At 72.8% G+C, this 14,882-nt stretch carries 12 protein-coding genes; 7 read left to right on the forward strand and 5 right to left on the reverse strand.

The features are described 5' to 3' along the window. Nucleotides 1-57: 57 nt before the first annotated feature. The 4 genes from ACZ6TI_RS03360 (at nucleotide 58) to ACZ6TI_RS03375 (ending at nucleotide 4,449) form a co-directional block, all read left to right on the forward strand. Nucleotides 58-1,257: a Pecanex-like protein 1 gene (locus ACZ6TI_RS03360; protein ID WP_465343355.1), complete on the forward strand. Its 1,200-nt coding sequence runs from the start codon at nucleotides 58-60 to the stop codon at nucleotides 1,255-1,257. A 393-nt stretch (nucleotides 1,258-1,650) separates the two neighbouring features. Further along, the gene (locus tag ACZ6TI_RS03365) at nucleotides 1,651-2,541 is read left to right on the forward strand and encodes a DNA-3-methyladenine glycosylase family protein (RefSeq protein ID WP_465343536.1); all 891 of its coding nucleotides are present in this window, start codon (nucleotides 1,651-1,653) and stop codon (nucleotides 2,539-2,541) included. Nucleotides 2,542-2,548: 7 nt separating this feature from the next. After that, a complete protein-coding gene (locus ACZ6TI_RS03370; protein ID WP_465343356.1) occupies nucleotides 2,549-3,076 on the forward strand; it encodes a GNAT family N-acetyltransferase in 528 nt (175 codons plus the stop codon). Between the two features lie 86 nt (nucleotides 3,077-3,162). Continuing rightward, nucleotides 3,163-4,449, forward strand: a complete 1,287-nt coding sequence (locus ACZ6TI_RS03375; protein WP_465343357.1) for a hemolysin family protein — start codon at nucleotides 3,163-3,165, stop codon at nucleotides 4,447-4,449. Here ACZ6TI_RS03375 and ACZ6TI_RS03380 read toward each other — a convergent pair. The 5 genes from ACZ6TI_RS03380 to ACZ6TI_RS03400 form a co-directional block, all read right to left on the reverse strand. Beyond that, entirely contained in the window at nucleotides 4,446-5,402 is a 957-nt protein-coding gene (locus ACZ6TI_RS03380) for a hypothetical protein (RefSeq protein WP_465343358.1), read from the reverse strand. The genes ACZ6TI_RS03375 and ACZ6TI_RS03380 overlap by 4 nt on opposite strands. After that, nucleotides 5,399-7,897 carry an AAA family ATPase gene (locus tag ACZ6TI_RS03385; protein WP_465343359.1) on the reverse strand — a complete coding sequence of 833 codons (2,499 nt, stop codon included), beginning with the start codon at nucleotides 7,895-7,897 and terminating at the stop codon, nucleotides 5,399-5,401. The genes ACZ6TI_RS03380 and ACZ6TI_RS03385 overlap by 4 nt, the downstream gene beginning before the upstream one ends. After that, entirely contained in the window at nucleotides 7,894-9,045 is a 1,152-nt protein-coding gene (locus ACZ6TI_RS03390) for an exonuclease SbcCD subunit D (protein ID WP_465343360.1), read from the reverse strand. Before ACZ6TI_RS03390 ends, ACZ6TI_RS03385 begins: the two co-directional genes overlap by 4 nt. A 9-nt stretch (nucleotides 9,046-9,054) precedes the next feature. Continuing rightward, on the reverse strand, nucleotides 9,055-10,806 hold the full coding sequence (locus ACZ6TI_RS03395) for an ATP-binding protein (protein ID WP_465343361.1): 1,752 nt from the start codon (nucleotides 10,804-10,806) through the stop codon (nucleotides 9,055-9,057). A 104-nt stretch (nucleotides 10,807-10,910) separates the two neighbouring features. Further along, nucleotides 10,911-11,627, reverse strand: a complete 717-nt coding sequence (locus ACZ6TI_RS03400; RefSeq protein WP_465343362.1) for a pyrimidine reductase family protein — start codon at nucleotides 11,625-11,627, stop codon at nucleotides 10,911-10,913. 178 nt (nucleotides 11,628-11,805) lie between these two features. Between ACZ6TI_RS03400 and ACZ6TI_RS03405 the strand changes: the two genes are divergently transcribed. From ACZ6TI_RS03405 to ACZ6TI_RS03415, 3 genes are all read left to right on the forward strand, one after another. Next, nucleotides 11,806-12,810: a LacI family DNA-binding transcriptional regulator gene (locus ACZ6TI_RS03405; RefSeq protein ID WP_465343363.1), complete on the forward strand. Its 1,005-nt coding sequence runs from the start codon at nucleotides 11,806-11,808 to the stop codon at nucleotides 12,808-12,810. A gap of 123 nt (nucleotides 12,811-12,933) precedes the next feature. Further along, on the forward strand, nucleotides 12,934-13,689 hold the full coding sequence (locus tag ACZ6TI_RS03410; RefSeq protein ID WP_465343364.1) for an ACT domain-containing protein: 756 nt from the start codon (nucleotides 12,934-12,936) through the stop codon (nucleotides 13,687-13,689). An 88-nt stretch (nucleotides 13,690-13,777) separates the two neighbouring features. Next, nucleotides 13,778-14,857 (forward strand): GNAT family N-acetyltransferase, encoded by a 1,080-nt coding sequence (locus ACZ6TI_RS03415; RefSeq protein ID WP_465343365.1) that lies wholly within the window; start codon nucleotides 13,778-13,780, stop codon nucleotides 14,855-14,857. Nucleotides 14,858-14,882 lie beyond the last annotated feature (25 nt).

Below are 14,882 nucleotides of genomic sequence, written 5' to 3' on the forward strand. Positions count from 1 at the left end.
TATCACCCCTCGGCCGGCGACCACAGCCCGCCACGTGTGTTGAAGAAAGGTGTTTCCATGCGAAGGTCACAGTACCGGCGCGCAAGCAAGGCCCCGAAGTGGTTCACCGGCAAGCGTCGTCTAGTCGCTGCGGCCGCCACGCTGGTCGCATTCGGTGGCATCGTCACCGTCACGCAGGTGTCCGACGCGGCCACCAAGCGGTCCACCGACCGTGCGCTGGCGGCCTGTGACCGGATCCAGGCGCCCCGGGCCTCGAAGCTCTCGACCGAGACCAAGAAGGGCACCTACACCACCAACAAGGGCCGCGTGACGCAGCACTCGGACGACGGCGCGAGCGACGTGCCGACGCGCGAGCAGCTGCGCGCCCGCTGCCGCCAGTGGGTCATGCAGAACGCCGGCAACAACGGCGGCGGCGGCAACAACGGTGGTGGCGGTCAGCCCGCGCCGAGCGGCAGCGCCAGCACCGACCCCGGCGCCGGTGGTGGTAACACCGGCGGTGGCGGCAACAACGGTGGCGGTGGCAACAACGGCGGTGGCGGCAACAACGGTGGCGGCGACCCCGCGACCCCGCCCCCCGGTGCCGGCCTGGGCATCCTGACCAACACCTGTGACGACAGCAACCTCGACCCGCACGACGGGTTCCAGATCGGCAACCGTTGCGTCTCCACCGAGTTCGGTGAGGTCGGCACGGCGGCGAACAACCCGACGCTGCTGATCACCGAGGCCCCGCAGCAGATCGGCGTGGGCGAGGCGTTCACCATCCGGGTCAGCACGCGCAACCTGATCCGCGACCGGTTCCTCGCGGCCGGGCAGGGTGGCTACTACGTGGAGAGCTCGGTGCTGCAGAACAACATCGTGCGCGGCCACTTCCACACCGCTTGCCGCAGCCTGAACAGCACCGCCGAGGCGCCGGACCCGGCCCCGGTCCCCGAGTTCTTCGTGGCGACCGAGGACCGTCAGGGTGGCGCGGCGCCGGACGTGGTCTCCGTCCAGGTCCCGGGCCTGCCGACCGAGGGCACCTTCCAGTGCTCCTCGTGGGCCGGTGACGGTTCGCACCGCATCCCGATGATGGAGCGCGCCAACCAGACCCCGGCGTTCGACTCGGTCCGCGTGCAGGTCGGCGGCGGTGGCGGCGACGAGGGTGACGGCGGCGACCAGGGTGGCGACCAGGGTGGCGACCAGGGTGATGGTGGCAACCAGGGCGGCGACGGCAACAACGACGGCGGCGACAACAACAACGGTGGCGGCGGCAACTGATCCGCCCGGCAGTCCGCACTCACAACTGAACAGACGGAGCACTGCCGCACCCCGGAAACCCGATCCCGGCGGCTCCGGGCGACACCAACGAGCAGGTGGCGTCCGGACCGCAGGACCCCCCGTCGGTCACCGGGACCGCCGTCCACCCCCCTGACGGACGGCACCCGCGGCAGTCGGCTCGACGAAGGAAACGGCTGACGAAAGGAGGCGCGGGACCAAGTCGAGCCGGGCGAAGAGCTCCGGCACCGGGCGACGCGGACCAACTCGGGTGTCCGATGTCGCCACCCGATGGCCCTGACCGGGAGCGCGGTCAGGGCCATCGGCACGTCCCGGGTTTTTTGAAACAGCCGGACAGGTGGCACAGTGGCCCACGTGAGCGAGCTGACCCGACGGATGACCGCGCCGGAGCGCTATCACCTGGCCGGGTCGGTGGGGTCGCTGCTGGCGGTGCGGCAGGATCCGTGTGCTCGGCTGGGGCGGGGTGAGTTCTGGCTCGCCGCGCGTACCCCGCAAGGAGCCGCCACCGTCCATCTCACGCTGAGTGGCACCGAGCTGATCGCGACCGGCCATGGGCCGGGCGCGGCGTGGATCGTCGAGCACGCGGACGCGATCGCCGGGCTGCGCGACGACCTCGGCGAGTGGTTCGCGCTGGCCGGGAGCAACCCGCTGCTGCATCGGCTGGCCAGGACCTTCGCCGGATCGCGGATGCCGGCCACCGGACTGATGTTCCACCGGCTGCTGCGCGCGGTGCTCGAGCAGAAGGTGACCGGCAAGGAAGCGCACCGGTCCTATCACCAGGTGGTCAAGCACTTCGGCGAGCCGGCGCCCGGGCCGGTGCCGGACGGGCTGACGTTGCCGCCCGATCCGGCCGCGGTGGCCGCGACGCCCTACTGGGTGTTTCATCCGTTCGGCATGGAGCAGCGTCGCACCCAGGCCCTGCTGCGCACCGCGCTGGTCGCGGACCGGCTGGAGAGCTGCGCGGACAGCGTCGAGGCGACCCGCCGGCTGACCGCCATCCCGGGCATCGGGCCGTGGACCGCGGCCGAGGTGGTCCGCACCACCTATGGCGACGCGGACGCGGTGAGCGTCGGCGACTACCACATCCCGAACACCGTGACCTGGGCGCTGGCCGGTGAACCGCGCGGCACCGACGCCCGCATGCTGGAGCTGCTCGAGCCGTTTCGCGGGCATCGTGGCCGGGTCTGCGACCTGCTCGCCGCCGGTGGCATCGGGGCGCCGCGATATGGTCCGCGCATGCCGGTTCGTTCGTTCGCGCGGTTCTAGGCCCTAGATGCATCTTCAGGTTTCCGCAGCCCAGCCGGCCGATGCCGGGGAGCTGATGACCGTGCAGCGGGCGGCGTTCCTGGCCGAGGGCCGGCTGAACGACTCGTTCGAGCTGCCGCCGCTGACCGAGACGCTCGACGAGGTGCGCGCCTCGATCGCCGACCACGACACCGTGGTGCTGGTCGCCCGGATGGGCCGCCGCCTGGTCGGCTCGGTGCGCGGCGTGGTCGCCGACGGCACCGGGCACGTCGGACGGCTCGCGGTGGCGCCGGATCTGCAGGGCCTCGGCATCGGGCGGCGGCTGATGACCGCGATCGAGGCCGAGCTGGCCGGCCGAGTCACCCGCTTCGAGCTCTTCACCGGCGCCACCAGCGAGGGCAACCTGCGGCTCTATCGCAGCCTGGGGTACGTGGAGATCGGCCGCGGACCGACGGCCCCGCAGGGGCCCGGATTCTCCGCCAGGGCCGGAGGCACCCAGGCCGGAAGCAGCACAGCGGCGGTGCCACCGCTCGCATTCCTGGAAAAACGGGCGTGACGACCCCGCCTGCCGTCCTGCGCCGTGGCCGGGCGGTCGCTAGCGTGGTCCCTTCGTGATCGATTGACCTCCTCCGAGGACGTGTGATGGGTGGTTTGGGCGGCGAGATCGTCCTGGTGCTCGTGCTGGTGCTGGTGAACGCCGCGTTCTCGGGCAGCGAGATGGCGTTGGTCCAGCTGCGCGAGAGCCAGGTGCAGCGGCTCGAGCGGCAGTCCCGGCGCGGGCGGGTGCTGGGCCGGCTCACCCGCGACCCCAACAGGTTCCTGGCGACCATCCAGATCGGCATCACCCTGGCCGGCTTCCTGGCGTCGGCGGCCGCCGCGGTGTCGCTCTCCAAGCCGCTGGTCGAGCCCCTGGGCTTCCTCGGCGCGGCGGCCGAGCCGTCCGCGATCGTGCTGGTCACCATCGCGCTGACCTTCATCACGCTGGTGCTCGGCGAGCTCGCGCCCAAGCGGATCGCGATGCAGCGCACCGAGGGCTGGGCGATGCTCGTCGCCCGGCCGCTGGACATCCTCTCGATGATCTCCCGGCCCGCGGTCTGGCTGCTCGGCGTCTCCACCGACATGGTGGTGCGGCTGGCCGGCGGCGACCCGAAGGCGCAGCGCGAGGAGGTCAGCACCGAGGAGATCCGCGACATGGTGGCCGCGCAGCAGGACTTCTCGGCCGAGCAGCGCACGATCATCAGTGGCGCGTTCGAGATCGCCGACCGGATCCTGCGCGAGATCCTGGTGCCGCGCCGCGACGTGCTGACGCTGCCCACCGGCTGTTCCGCGCCGGAGGCGCTCAAGCTGCTGATCGACGGCGGCCACTCGCGGGCCCCGGTGGTCGGCCCGGCCGGGCTCGACGACGTGATCGGCGTGGTGCATCTGCGCGACCTGATCGACGCGTCCGGGCCGGTCGACGGGGTGGCGCGGGCCGGGCTGTTCCTGCCGGAGACGCTGCGGGTGTCCGACGCGCTGCGGCAACTGCGCCTGGAACGTCAGCAGCTCGCCATGGTGGTGGACGAGCGGGGCGCGATCGACGGCATCATCACGATGGAGGACCTGGTCGAGGAGATCGTCGGCGAGATCTACGACGAGACGGACAGCGACGTGCAGGCGGTGGTGCGCGAGGACGACGGCGCGCTGCTGATGCCGGGCTCGTTCCCGATCCACGACCTGCCGGACATCGGCTTCGACGGCGACGGCCCGGACGAAGGCGACTACACGACGGTGGCGGGCATGGTGCTGGCGGCGCTCGGGCACATCCCGACCGCGCCGGGCGAGGTGGTCACGCTGCCCGAGTTCACCGCCGAGGTGGTCGAGGTGACCGGCCGCGCGATCACCAAGATCCGCCTGCGGCCGTTGCCCCGGACCGAGCCTGAAGACGACTAACGCGTTCGGGCGGACGCCTGGATCAGGGCCCGGTGCAGCACCCGGGCGTCGCCCAGCATGCCGCGCAGGCGGCGCTCGAGGCCGGCGATCGGCACCAGATTTTGCGGGGCCCGCGGATCCTTGTACGCCGACGACGCGAACCGCGGCAACGTCACGCCGGACAGCATGGCCAGCTCGATGGCCTGCTCCGGGGTCAGGTCGGGGGAGCACTCCAGCCGCACGATGCCGGCCCACGGGGCGCCGCTGCTGCCGGGCAGCCGCAGGTACCAACTCCAGCTGCCCCAGTTGGACCCCAGCTTGAAGATCGGTGTGCGCTGACCCGGGCGCAGGCTGGTGACCACGGTGGTGAGCTGCGCGGACAGGTATTGCCGCTGCTGGGTCTTCACATATCCCAGGGTGCGCGGGAGCTGCCGCCGGCTGCGCAGCGGACCGTCCACCACCAGCAGGTCGTCCTCCTCGCGCGCGGCCGACGAGATCTCGATCTCCAGCTGGGTGAGCGGGGCCTGCACGGCGGCCGGCAGCTTGCTCACCTCGCCGTTGCCGCTCACCCGCCGGACCGTGTAGCTCACCGACCCGGCCCGCAGATCCTCCAGCGACGGGCTGGCGGTGAACAGCCCGCGGCCCACCATCGCGCCGGGCAGCAACTCGGCGGCGCCCCGGCCGAGGTCGCAGCGCACCACGCCGGCCGCGAACGAGGCGGCCAGGCCGGCATAGGAAGCGCCGTCCTCCTCCTCGGTCCACAGCAGCGCGTCGTTGCGCCGCACCCCGTCGACCAGCAGCACCACGTCGGGGCAGCGCGCGCCGCCCGGATCGATCGGCGCCCACTCGGCGGCCGGCATCTCGTGGTCGGTCTCCACCTGGGCGGTGCTGGGCGAGGCCGGGCCGTCGCCGCCGTCGCCCTCGAACGAGGCGCCGTAGGACGGATCCCACGCGTCCACGAACGTCCTGGTCAAAGGCCGACCCTTTCCACGTATGCCGTCTTGGCGTCCTTGTGCACCTCGAACCGCACCGGCACCCGCTCGGCCAGCGCGTTGACGTGGGTGACCACCCCGACCATCCGGTCGCCGCGCGCGGCCAGGCTCTCCAGCGTCGCCGCCACCACCTCGAGGGTGGCCGCGTCGAGCGTGCCGAAGCCCTCGTCCAGCACGATCGACTCCAGGCTGGCGGCCGCCGTCGACATGCCGGCCAGTTGCTCGGACAGCGCGAGCGCCAGGGCCAGCGAGGCCTGGAACGTCTCGCCGCCGGACAGCGTGCGCACCCCGCGCTGCAGGTCGGCGTCGAAGTGGTCGACCACGAAGAACTCGCCCTTCTCGTGGATCAGGTCGTATTGCCCCGCGGTGAGCTCGCGCAGGATGCCGGAGGCGCCGTCCACCAGCAGGTCGAGCGCCTCCTCGAGCAGCCAGCGCTCGAAGTTGTTCGCCCGCAGATGCCCGGCCAGCGACTTGGCCACCCGGCTGTCGCGGACCAGCCCGGCCCGCTGCTCGGTGAACTCGCGCGCCTGCTCGCGCCGGTCGACCAGCCGCTGCCAGGTCGACTCGGCGCGCTCGGCGGCGACCGCGGCGGCCCGGATCAGATCGGCGTCGGCCGACCCGCCGCGACTCGCCGGCGCGGTCACCCCGGCCTCGGTGAACAGCGCGGCCACCGCCTGCCAGGCTGCGGCCGTCGCCTGCTGTGCCGCGCTCACCGACTCCTCCGCGGCGGTCAGCGCGGCGGTGCGGCTGGCCCGCTCGGCGGCCGCCCAGTCGACCAGGGTGGACCAGGCGCCGGAGAGATCGTCGCGGTCGGCCGGGGGCGGCGCGAACCGGGCCACCGCGTCGCGGGTGCTGTCGAATGCCCGCCAGGCGGACCGCTGCTGCTCCTCGGCCGTGGCCACCGCGCGCTGGGCCCGCCGCTGCGCCTCGCGGCCGAGGCGCACCCGGGTGCCCGCATCCTCCAGCTTCTTCTGCAGCCGGGCCAGCTCGGCCAGCCGGTGCTCGACCGCCTCGACGCCGGGCGAGTCGGCCACCGTGGCGCGCACCTCGGCCAGCCGGGACAGGTGATGCTCCTGCTGGGCGCGCTTGCGCTCGAGGTTGCTCTCCAGCTTGCGGGCCACCGCGTCGCGCTGTTTATAGGCCGTGCCGGCCACCTCGGCCGCCGCTCGCGCGGCCTTGCCGGTCGCCTCCGCGGCCTGCACCGCCGAGCCGGCCGGCATCGGCGGCACGGTCGCCACGGTCTGCTCGCACACCGGGCAGGCGTCGCCCGCGGCCAGATGCGCGCGCAACGCGACCGCCCGGTCGAGCTTCTGCGCCTCCGTGTAATCCGCCCGCGCCTGCTCGAGCAGCTGCTCGGCGCCCAGGTGGGCGGAGTGCGCCAGGTCGGCCGCGGCGACCGCGTCCTTGAACTCGACCTCGGCGACCGACACCTCACCGGCGAGCCACTCGGCCTGGCCGGACAGCCGGTCGAGCTCCTGGTGCCGGTCGAGCAGCAGCTTGAGAGAACCCGGGTCGCCGGCCGCGGTGAGCTCGCCGCGGATCTTCTCCTCGCGCTCCTCGGCGGTGCGGACCTCCTCGGCCGCGGCGGTCGCCTCGCCCCGGGCGGCCAAGGTGGCGGCCACGATCTCGGTGCTGCCGGTCGGCATGCGCACTCCGGTCAGCGTGGCCACCTCGGCCCGCAGCGCGTCGCGGGCCTGCGCGGTCTCGGCCTCGCGCCCGCGGATCTCGCGCAGTCCGGGCACCGCCTCCTCGACCGCGGCGGTCAGCGCGCGCATGCGGCTGAGCTGCGCCTCGGCGGCCTCGACGGCCTCGTCGTCGGCGTCCGCCAGGCCCTCCAGCAGCTGGTCGATGGTGCCCAGCTTGGCCTCGGCGGCGGTCGCCCGGCCCTGGGCGAGCGCCTGCACGTCCTCATAGACGTGCAGGCCCAGCAGGTTGACCAGGATCTGCTGCCGGGTGGCCGGCTTGGCGTGCAGGAAGTCGGCGAACTGGCCCTGCGGCAGCACCACGCAGCTGGTGAACTGCTCGTAGGGCAGGCCGACCGCCTCGATCACCGCCCGGTCCATCTCGGCCGGGGTGCCGGCCAGCACCTCGCCGAGGTCGTCCAGGCTCATCCCGGTGTCCAGCCGGGTGGCGTCGAAGCCGGGCGGCATCAGCTGCAGGCCGGCGCCGGCCGTCTTCACGTTGCCCCGGCCGTCGCGGCGCACCACCCGGGTGGCCACGTAACGCTCGCCGGCCGACTCGAAGACGAGCCGGACCCGCGCCTCGGTGGCCGACGGGGACAGCGCGTTGACGATGCCGCGGGCGCCGCCCCAGCGCGGCACGGTGCCGTAGAGCGCGAAGCAGATGCCGTCGAGCACCGTCGACTTGCCCGAGCCGGTGGGCCCGACCAGCGCGAAGTAGTCGGCGTCGGTGAAGTCCACCGTGGTTTCCTCGCGGAACACGGTGAATCCGGCCATGTCCAGTCGCAGTGGCCTCATGACTTGGTGCTCACCTCGTCGTACAGCTCGTCGAACAACTCGCGGACGCCGTCCTCCGACGTGCCGCGGGCCTCCAGGTAGTCGCCGAACAACTGCCGTGGCGAGCGGCCCTGGCGCTGGGCCGTGGTGGCGCCCCTGCGGTCGGGAATCATGTCGGGGTCGATGCGGACCTCCAGTGCGTTCGGGAGCAACTCCTGCACGTCCTCTCGCAGGCCGACCCTCGGCGCTTCCCGCACGAAGACACGGAGATAGGCGTCCGGGAGGTTCACCGAAGTGAGCTGTTCGAGGGTGCCGCGCACGGTGCGCAGCGTCTTGGCGGCGTGCACCGGCACGTCGCGGACCCGCGCCGCCTTGTCGGTGCTGACGTCGACGATCGCCACACCGCAGACGTTCTCCTCCTCGCCGAAGTCGATCGCCAGCGGGCTGCCGCAGTATCGCACCGGGCACGGGCCGATCACCTGCTGCACGCGGTGCAGGTGGCCGAGCGCGACGTAGTGCGCATTGGACGGGAAGACGGTGGCGGGCACCGCGTAACCCATGATGGTGTGCGCCTCGCGCTCGCCGCCGCCGGTGCTCGCGCCGACCACGGTCAGGTGCGCGGTGAGCAGATTGACCATGCCGGGCTCGCTGAACTTCTCGCTGAGCCGGGCGATCAGGCGGGCCACGTGATCGGCATAGGTCTGCTGGGTCTCGGCGGCGGTCAGCTCATACATCTCCGCGGCCCGGATCGCCCAGCGCTGGGACAGGAACGGCAGGGCGATGAGCTGCCAGCGCTCGCCGTCCTTGGTCGTGCCGGTGATCAGCAACTCGTCGGGGTTGCCGGGCACCGCGCCGCGGATCGTGATGCCGGCCGCCTCGGCCCACGGGCGCAGCGCGTCGAGCGCCGGGCCGTTGTCGTGGTTGCCGCCGATCGCGACGACCTCGGCGCCGGTGCGGCGCAGCGCGGAGAGCGCGCGGGTGACCAGCCGGGTCGCGGCCGGCGTCGGCGAGGCGGTGTCATAGAGATCACCGGCGATCAGCACCAGGTCGGGCTGCTCGCGCTCGGCGATCTTGATGATCTCGGCGAGCACCGCCTTGAACTCGTCCTCGCGGTCACGCCCCTTGAGGACCTTGCCGACGTGCCAGTCCGAGGTGTGCAGAATGCGCATCGCTGAACCTTAGAAGGGGATGTCGTCGTCGGCGCCACCGGCACGACCGCCGACCACCGCGAACGGGTCGGCGCCCTGCACGATCGAACGCATGGAGCCGGCCGGTGGCGGGCCGGCCTCGGAGAACCGGGTGGCCCAGGCCGGAAACGGGAACTCGACGCAGAGCGGGACCGGGATGTCGGGCTGGTTGACGAACATCGTGCCGGGCCGGGCCAGCAGCGCGCGCTGACGCATGGCGGGCGGCAGGAATCCGTATTCCGGCCTCGACGCCTCGGCCGGGTCGAGCCGGCCGACCACCCGGATCGCCGAGTTGGTGACGATGCGCCGCTCCACCTCGCTCGCGGTCTGCTGCGCGCCGATCAGGATCACCCCGAGCGAGCGGCCGCGCTCGGCGATGTCGAGCAGCACCTCCTTGATCGGGGAGGTGCCCTCGCGGGGCGCGTATTTGTTGAGCTCGTCGAGCACCACGAACAGCAGCGGCTTGCCGGTGCCGGCCTTTTCCTTTTCCTCGAACTCCGTCTTCAGCGTCACACCGACCACGAACCGCTGCGCGCGGTCCGGCAGGTTGTGCAGGTCGACGACGGTGACCTGGGCGCTCTCCGCGGTCTTGATCTGGTGCGGGCGGCGGGCCGCGAGGTCGCCCCGGATCAGCCGGGCCAGGTCGCGCTTGCTGCCGATCAGCCGGCGGGCGAACGCGTTGACCGTGCCCATGTTGATCGCGCTGCCCGCCCAGGTGGACCGGGTCTCGTCGTCGGTGAGCTGCTCGACGATGTGGTCGACCAGGTCGCCGTAGGACCCGAGGCGGCGGCCGTCGATGCTGATGCCGCCCTCGGCCGGCAGCGCGTGCCGGTGCAGGTGGGCGGTGACCGAGTGGACCACCATCGTGTATTGCTGGCGCTCGTCGTCGGCGTCCGCGAACACATAGGGCAGCAGGCGTTTCTCGCAGAACTCCTCGAGCGTCCAATAGAAGCTGTCCACCCCGGTGATCCGGCTGGTCACGTCGGGGGTGCCGGACGCGTCGCCGACCCGGGGCGGCGCATAGACCCGCACGTCGGGGAACGGGATCGCGGGCAGCTCGAGCATCTTGTAAGCCGCCGTGGTCGGCTCGTCGAGCCGCGTGTTCGGATGATCGAGGAACAGCAGGTCCTCGCCCTTGACGTTGAAGATCAGCGCCTTGGCGTTGGTGCCGTCGGCGCCGAGCTGGCCGGACCGGAACACCGAATAGAGCAGGAAGGTCGCGAAGCTGGTCTTGGTCGCGACCCCGGAGATGCCGGAGATCGACACGTGCGCGCCGCGGGTGCCGTCGAGGAAGTCCGCGTTGAGGAAGACCGGCACGCCGTCGCGGCCGGTGCCCATCGGGATGCGCCGCTCCATGCGGTCGAAGTGCAGCGCCGCGTCGCGGGCGTCGCCGGAGGCCCGGTGCACCACGGCGCCGGGGGCGGGCGGCACATAGAACTCCGGGTCCACCCGGGTGGTGGTGATCTCGGCGGCCTCCTGCACCAGCGCGGGCAGGGTGCCGTCGGCGATCGCGAAGACGTCGGAGTCGAACTGCGCGCCCTCGTGCCGCGCGCGGACCTGGGTGACCACGCCGGCGATCGTCACCGGCTCGCGCCCGGGCAGGTCGCGACGGGTCACCACCACGTCGTCGAGCTGCAGATAACTGCCTGGGGTGACGGCCACCCAGAACGACAGCGGGGTGGCGTCGGCCGTGCCCAGCACACGGCCGACCGGGTCACCGGGGGGAGTCAGTTCGTCCAGCACGGGATCATGGTGCACCTTCGGTACGACAAATCGACGGACCCCACGTCGGTTGGCATCGAGTTTCCACAAGAACTAGTGGTTGTGCACAGCTCTATCCACAAGCGCTAGCGTCTCGCGTACCGGAGGAAAAGGGTGTCGTCGACGGTCAGGACCTGCCGCAGCGACATCTCGCGCGCCGGGGCGGGCGGTCCGTTGGCGATGCGGCCCGCGTCGCCGGTGGTGAGCAGCGGCGCAACCGTCAGGCACAGCTCGTCGACCAGGTCGGCGGCGATCAGCGACCCGAAGAGGCTCGGCCCGCCCTCGCACAGCACCTGGCCGGCGCCGCGCTCCCGCAGCTTGGCGAGACCCTCCGCAAGATCGCTCATGGTGACGATCTCGGCGACGTCCGCCAGTCTTGCCGCCGGCGTGGCGCCCGCGCCGGTCAGCACCATCGGGCGCACCGGCGCGTCGCTGAAGACGAGCTGCTCAGGATCAAGATCAAGAGATCTCGAGACAACCACCATCATCGGGTACGCGGAAAGCCCGCGAGCCTCCCGCCACTCCCGCTGTGGCGCCGTGAGTCGTAACGCGTCGTAGTTCTCGGCCCGAACCGTGCCGGCCGCCACCACCAGCGCGTCACAGACCATCCGCAGCGTGTCGAAGATCAGCTTGTCACCCGGGCTGCCCAGCCCACCGGACCTGCCGTCGACGGTGGCGGCGCCGTCCACGCTCGAGACGAAGTTCATCCGCAGCGTCGGCCGGTCCTCCCGTGGATAGCACGCGGCCAGCGCGGACTCGTCGATCTCCGCACTCGGCAGCGGCCACAACCGCGTGTATTTCACGAGCCCGGTTCACGAGCCCGGCGGGCCGGTCACCGGCGGCACCGGCTCGACCGGCCGATGCTGGCAGTCACACCAGGACCCGCCCTTGCAGTCCTCGTGCCGCCGTTCCTTGCAAGCCCGGCAGATCATGCCGCAACAATATCTATGTCATTCGCGCCGACGCCGGGATAATGCCCGCATGTCCCGGCCCGGTCAGCGCCCCACGCTCGACGCGGTCGCCGCGCTGGCCGGGGTCGGCCGCGGCACCGCCTCCCGGGTGCTGAACGGCTCCGCGCAGGTCAGCGCGCAGGCCCGGGCCGCGGTCGAGGCCGCCGTCGTCGAGCTGGGTTATGTGCCCAATCGCGCGGCCCGCTCGCTGGTCACCCAGCGCACCGACTCGGTCGCCCTGGTGGTGTCCGAATCGCAGGAGCGGGTGTTCGGCGAGCCGTTCTTCGCCGCCGTGCTGCGCGGCATCAACGCCGCCCTGATCGAGACGCCGCTGCAGCTCTGGCTGGCCATGGCCGCCACGCCCGAGCAGCGCCGCCGGGTCGAGGCGCACCTGACCGGGCAGCACGTCGACGGCGTGCTGCTGCTCTCGTTGCACGACGACGATCCGCTGCCGGGCATCCTGCGGGCGCGGGGGATGCCGTTCGTGCTCGGCGGGCGGCCGGCCGCACCCGGGCCGGACGATGCGTTCGTGGACGTGGACAACGTGGCCGGCGCCCGGCTGGCCGTCGAGCACCTGCGTGGGCTGGGCCGGCGGCGGGTGGCGACGGTGGCCGGGCCGCAGGACATGCAGGTGGGCCGTGATCGGCTGGCCGGCTACCGGGCCGCGCTGGACGGGCCGGAGCTGGTGGCGTACGGCGACTTCACCGAGGCCGGCGGGCATGCCGCGATGCGCAGCCTGCTGGCCCGTGACCCGCAGCTGGACGCGGTGTTCGCGGCGTCCGACCTGATGGCCGCGGGGGCGCTGCGGGCGCTGCGGGCGGCCGGGCGCGAGGTGCCCGGCGAGGTGGCGCTGGCCGGTTTCGAGGACGCCGACGTGGCCCGGCGGACGGATCCGCCGCTGACCACCGTGCATCAGCCGGTCGAGGAGATGGGCCGGCGGCTGGCCGGGCTGCTGATCGACCTGATCACCGGCCGCGCGGACGGGGTTTCGCACGTTCTGCTGGACACCCATCTGGTCCGTCGCAGCAGCACATAGACGGCAATACGCTGCCCCTTGACGACTGGGACACGGCGGCGCAACGGGTGTGAAACGCCACTTTGGCAAGGTGGTCGCCAACGGGCGGCGTCGGCATGCCGTCGTCTCGACGGGAGGAGTTGCATGTTGCTGCGGGTACGGGTCACCCTGCCGGACCGCCCTGGGGCTCTCGGCCAGGTGGCGCGCACGCTGGGCGTCGCCGGAGCGGACATCGTCCAGGTCGTGGTGCTGGAGCGACTCGGCGGCCGGGCGGTGGACGACTTCTCGGTCGTCTGGCCGGGCGCAGCACGTGTCGAGCGACTGCTGGCCGGGCTGGCCGCGATCCCGGGCGTGCAGGTCGACGGGGTGTGGACGGCGATCGGCGCGCCGGTCGCCGGCGGGCACGACGCCGAGCTCCTCGCGCAGGTCGCGGCCAACCCCGCGGACGGCCTGGCGACCCTGGTCGACGCCGTGCCGGGCCTGCTGGCCGCGGACTGGGCCGCCGCCGCCGTGGTGCCGGCCGACTGGGCCGCCCGGTCCGGCGCGCCACGACCCCTCTCCGCGGGTCCCGATCTGCAGCTCGGCAACGAACCGACGACGGCCTATGCGAGCTGGCGCGCGCCCTCCCCGCTGCGGCTGCCCGAGGTCACCCCGCTGCGCGCCCGCCCGATGATCGGCTCGGACAACACGCGTTACGCGGTGGCGCCCTTCGGCCGGGCCGGGCTGGTGCTCGTGGTGGCCCGCTGTGACGACGCGGAGCTGCCCGCCGCCGCCTTCCACATCACCGAGGTCGACCGGGTGGCCCAGCTGGTGCGCGCCGCCGCGGTGATTCTGGGCGACCGGCTCGACCAGGCGGGCGTGCCGCCGGTCGTCTCCTCCGCTGTGATCGACCCCTCATAGTTCTTCCCGCATAAGCAATGTCGGGTTAACACCGGCGCGGCACTCTTGATTTGGTTCAGGCGAACGGATCCGAGAGGGGTGCCGGGCCATGGCGCTGTGGCGGATCAGGGCGACGGTCGACGACCGCCCGGGTTATCTGTCGGTGCTGACCGCCAGCCTCGCGCTGCGGTCGGTGAACATCCTGGCCGTGCAGGTGCACACCACCGAGGCGGGTGCGGTCGACGACTTCCTGGTCGATGCGCCCGACACCATGTCCGAGGCCGACATGCTCGCGGCGATCGCCCGGGGCCGGGGGCGCGACGCGTTCGTCTCGCGGGCCGAGGCGCAGGGCCTGGCCGACCAGCCCACCCGCGCGCTGGCGCTGGCGGGCCGCCTGGTGCACGACCCCGACGGGCTGGGTGAGGCGCTGGTCGCCCTGCTCGACGCGTCCGAGGTGCGCTGGCGGCCCGACGGGGTGGCCGGGCACGGCTTCTCCGCGGGCCGCATGACGCTGGCCGATCCGGCCGGCGGCGCCTTCGAGGTGCTGCGCCCGGCGCCGGCGTTCACCCCTGCCGAATACGCCCGGGCCCAGGCCCTGATCGAGCTTTCCGGCGCGCTGCTGCGGCAGCAGGCCGAGGAGACCGCGTTGCTGCTGCCGGACGGCGCCGAGCTGGTGCTGCGCCCGGCGACGCCGGAGGACTGCGAGGGCGTTCTGCGCATGCACGCCCGGTCGTCGGCGGCCACCCGGCAGGCGCGTTACCCGGGTGGGGCGCCGCCGGACGCCCGGCTGCGCCGGCTGCTCGAGCCGGTCGGCGGGCTCACCCTGCTGGCCGTGCACGTCGACCCGCGCAGCGGCGAGGAGCACGTGGTCGCGATGGCCGGCCTGCTCGCCGAGGGCGATCTGGGCGAGGCCGCACTGCTGGTGGAGGACGCCTGGCAGCGCCGCGGGCTGGGCACCGCACTGCTGCGGCGGCTGGTCGCCTGGGCCGGCCGGAACGGTTTCGCGGCGGTGGTCAGCCACGCCACGGCGGACAATGTCGCGATGCTGCGCACGCTGCGCCGGCTGGGCGCCGGGCCGGCCGACCGCGACGGATCCATGCTGACCGTGACGATGCCGGTGCCAGGCGGCGCACCCGCGACCGGCGGCACGCCCGCCCGGTCCGGACGAGACTCCCGCGAAGCGGGGTGAGAGCGGCTGCGGTGGGCCCGGAAAC

Source organism: Actinoplanes sp. NPDC051388, assembly GCF_055586225.1.

Coding starts and splice junctions, on each gene's coding strand:
- ACZ6TI_RS03360 (WP_465343355.1), top strand. CDS start 58: ATGCGAAGGTCACAGTACCGGCGCGCAAGCAAGGCCCCGAAGTGGTTC.
- ACZ6TI_RS03365 (WP_465343536.1), top strand. CDS start 1,651: ATGACCGCGCCGGAGCGCTATCACCTGGCCGGGTCGGTGGGGTCGCTG.
- ACZ6TI_RS03370 (WP_465343356.1), top strand. CDS start 2,549: ATGCATCTTCAGGTTTCCGCAGCCCAGCCGGCCGATGCCGGGGAGCTG.
- ACZ6TI_RS03375 (WP_465343357.1), top strand. CDS start 3,163: ATGGGTGGTTTGGGCGGCGAGATCGTCCTGGTGCTCGTGCTGGTGCTG.
- ACZ6TI_RS03385 (WP_465343359.1), bottom strand. CDS start 7,897: ATGAGGCCACTGCGACTGGACATGGCCGGATTCACCGTGTTCCGCGAG.
- ACZ6TI_RS03390 (WP_465343360.1), bottom strand. CDS start 9,045: ATGCGCATTCTGCACACCTCGGACTGGCACGTCGGCAAGGTCCTCAAG.
- ACZ6TI_RS03405 (WP_465343363.1), top strand. CDS start 11,806: ATGTCCCGGCCCGGTCAGCGCCCCACGCTCGACGCGGTCGCCGCGCTG.
- ACZ6TI_RS03410 (WP_465343364.1), top strand. CDS start 12,934: ATGTTGCTGCGGGTACGGGTCACCCTGCCGGACCGCCCTGGGGCTCTC.
- ACZ6TI_RS03415 (WP_465343365.1), top strand. CDS start 13,778: ATGGCGCTGTGGCGGATCAGGGCGACGGTCGACGACCGCCCGGGTTAT.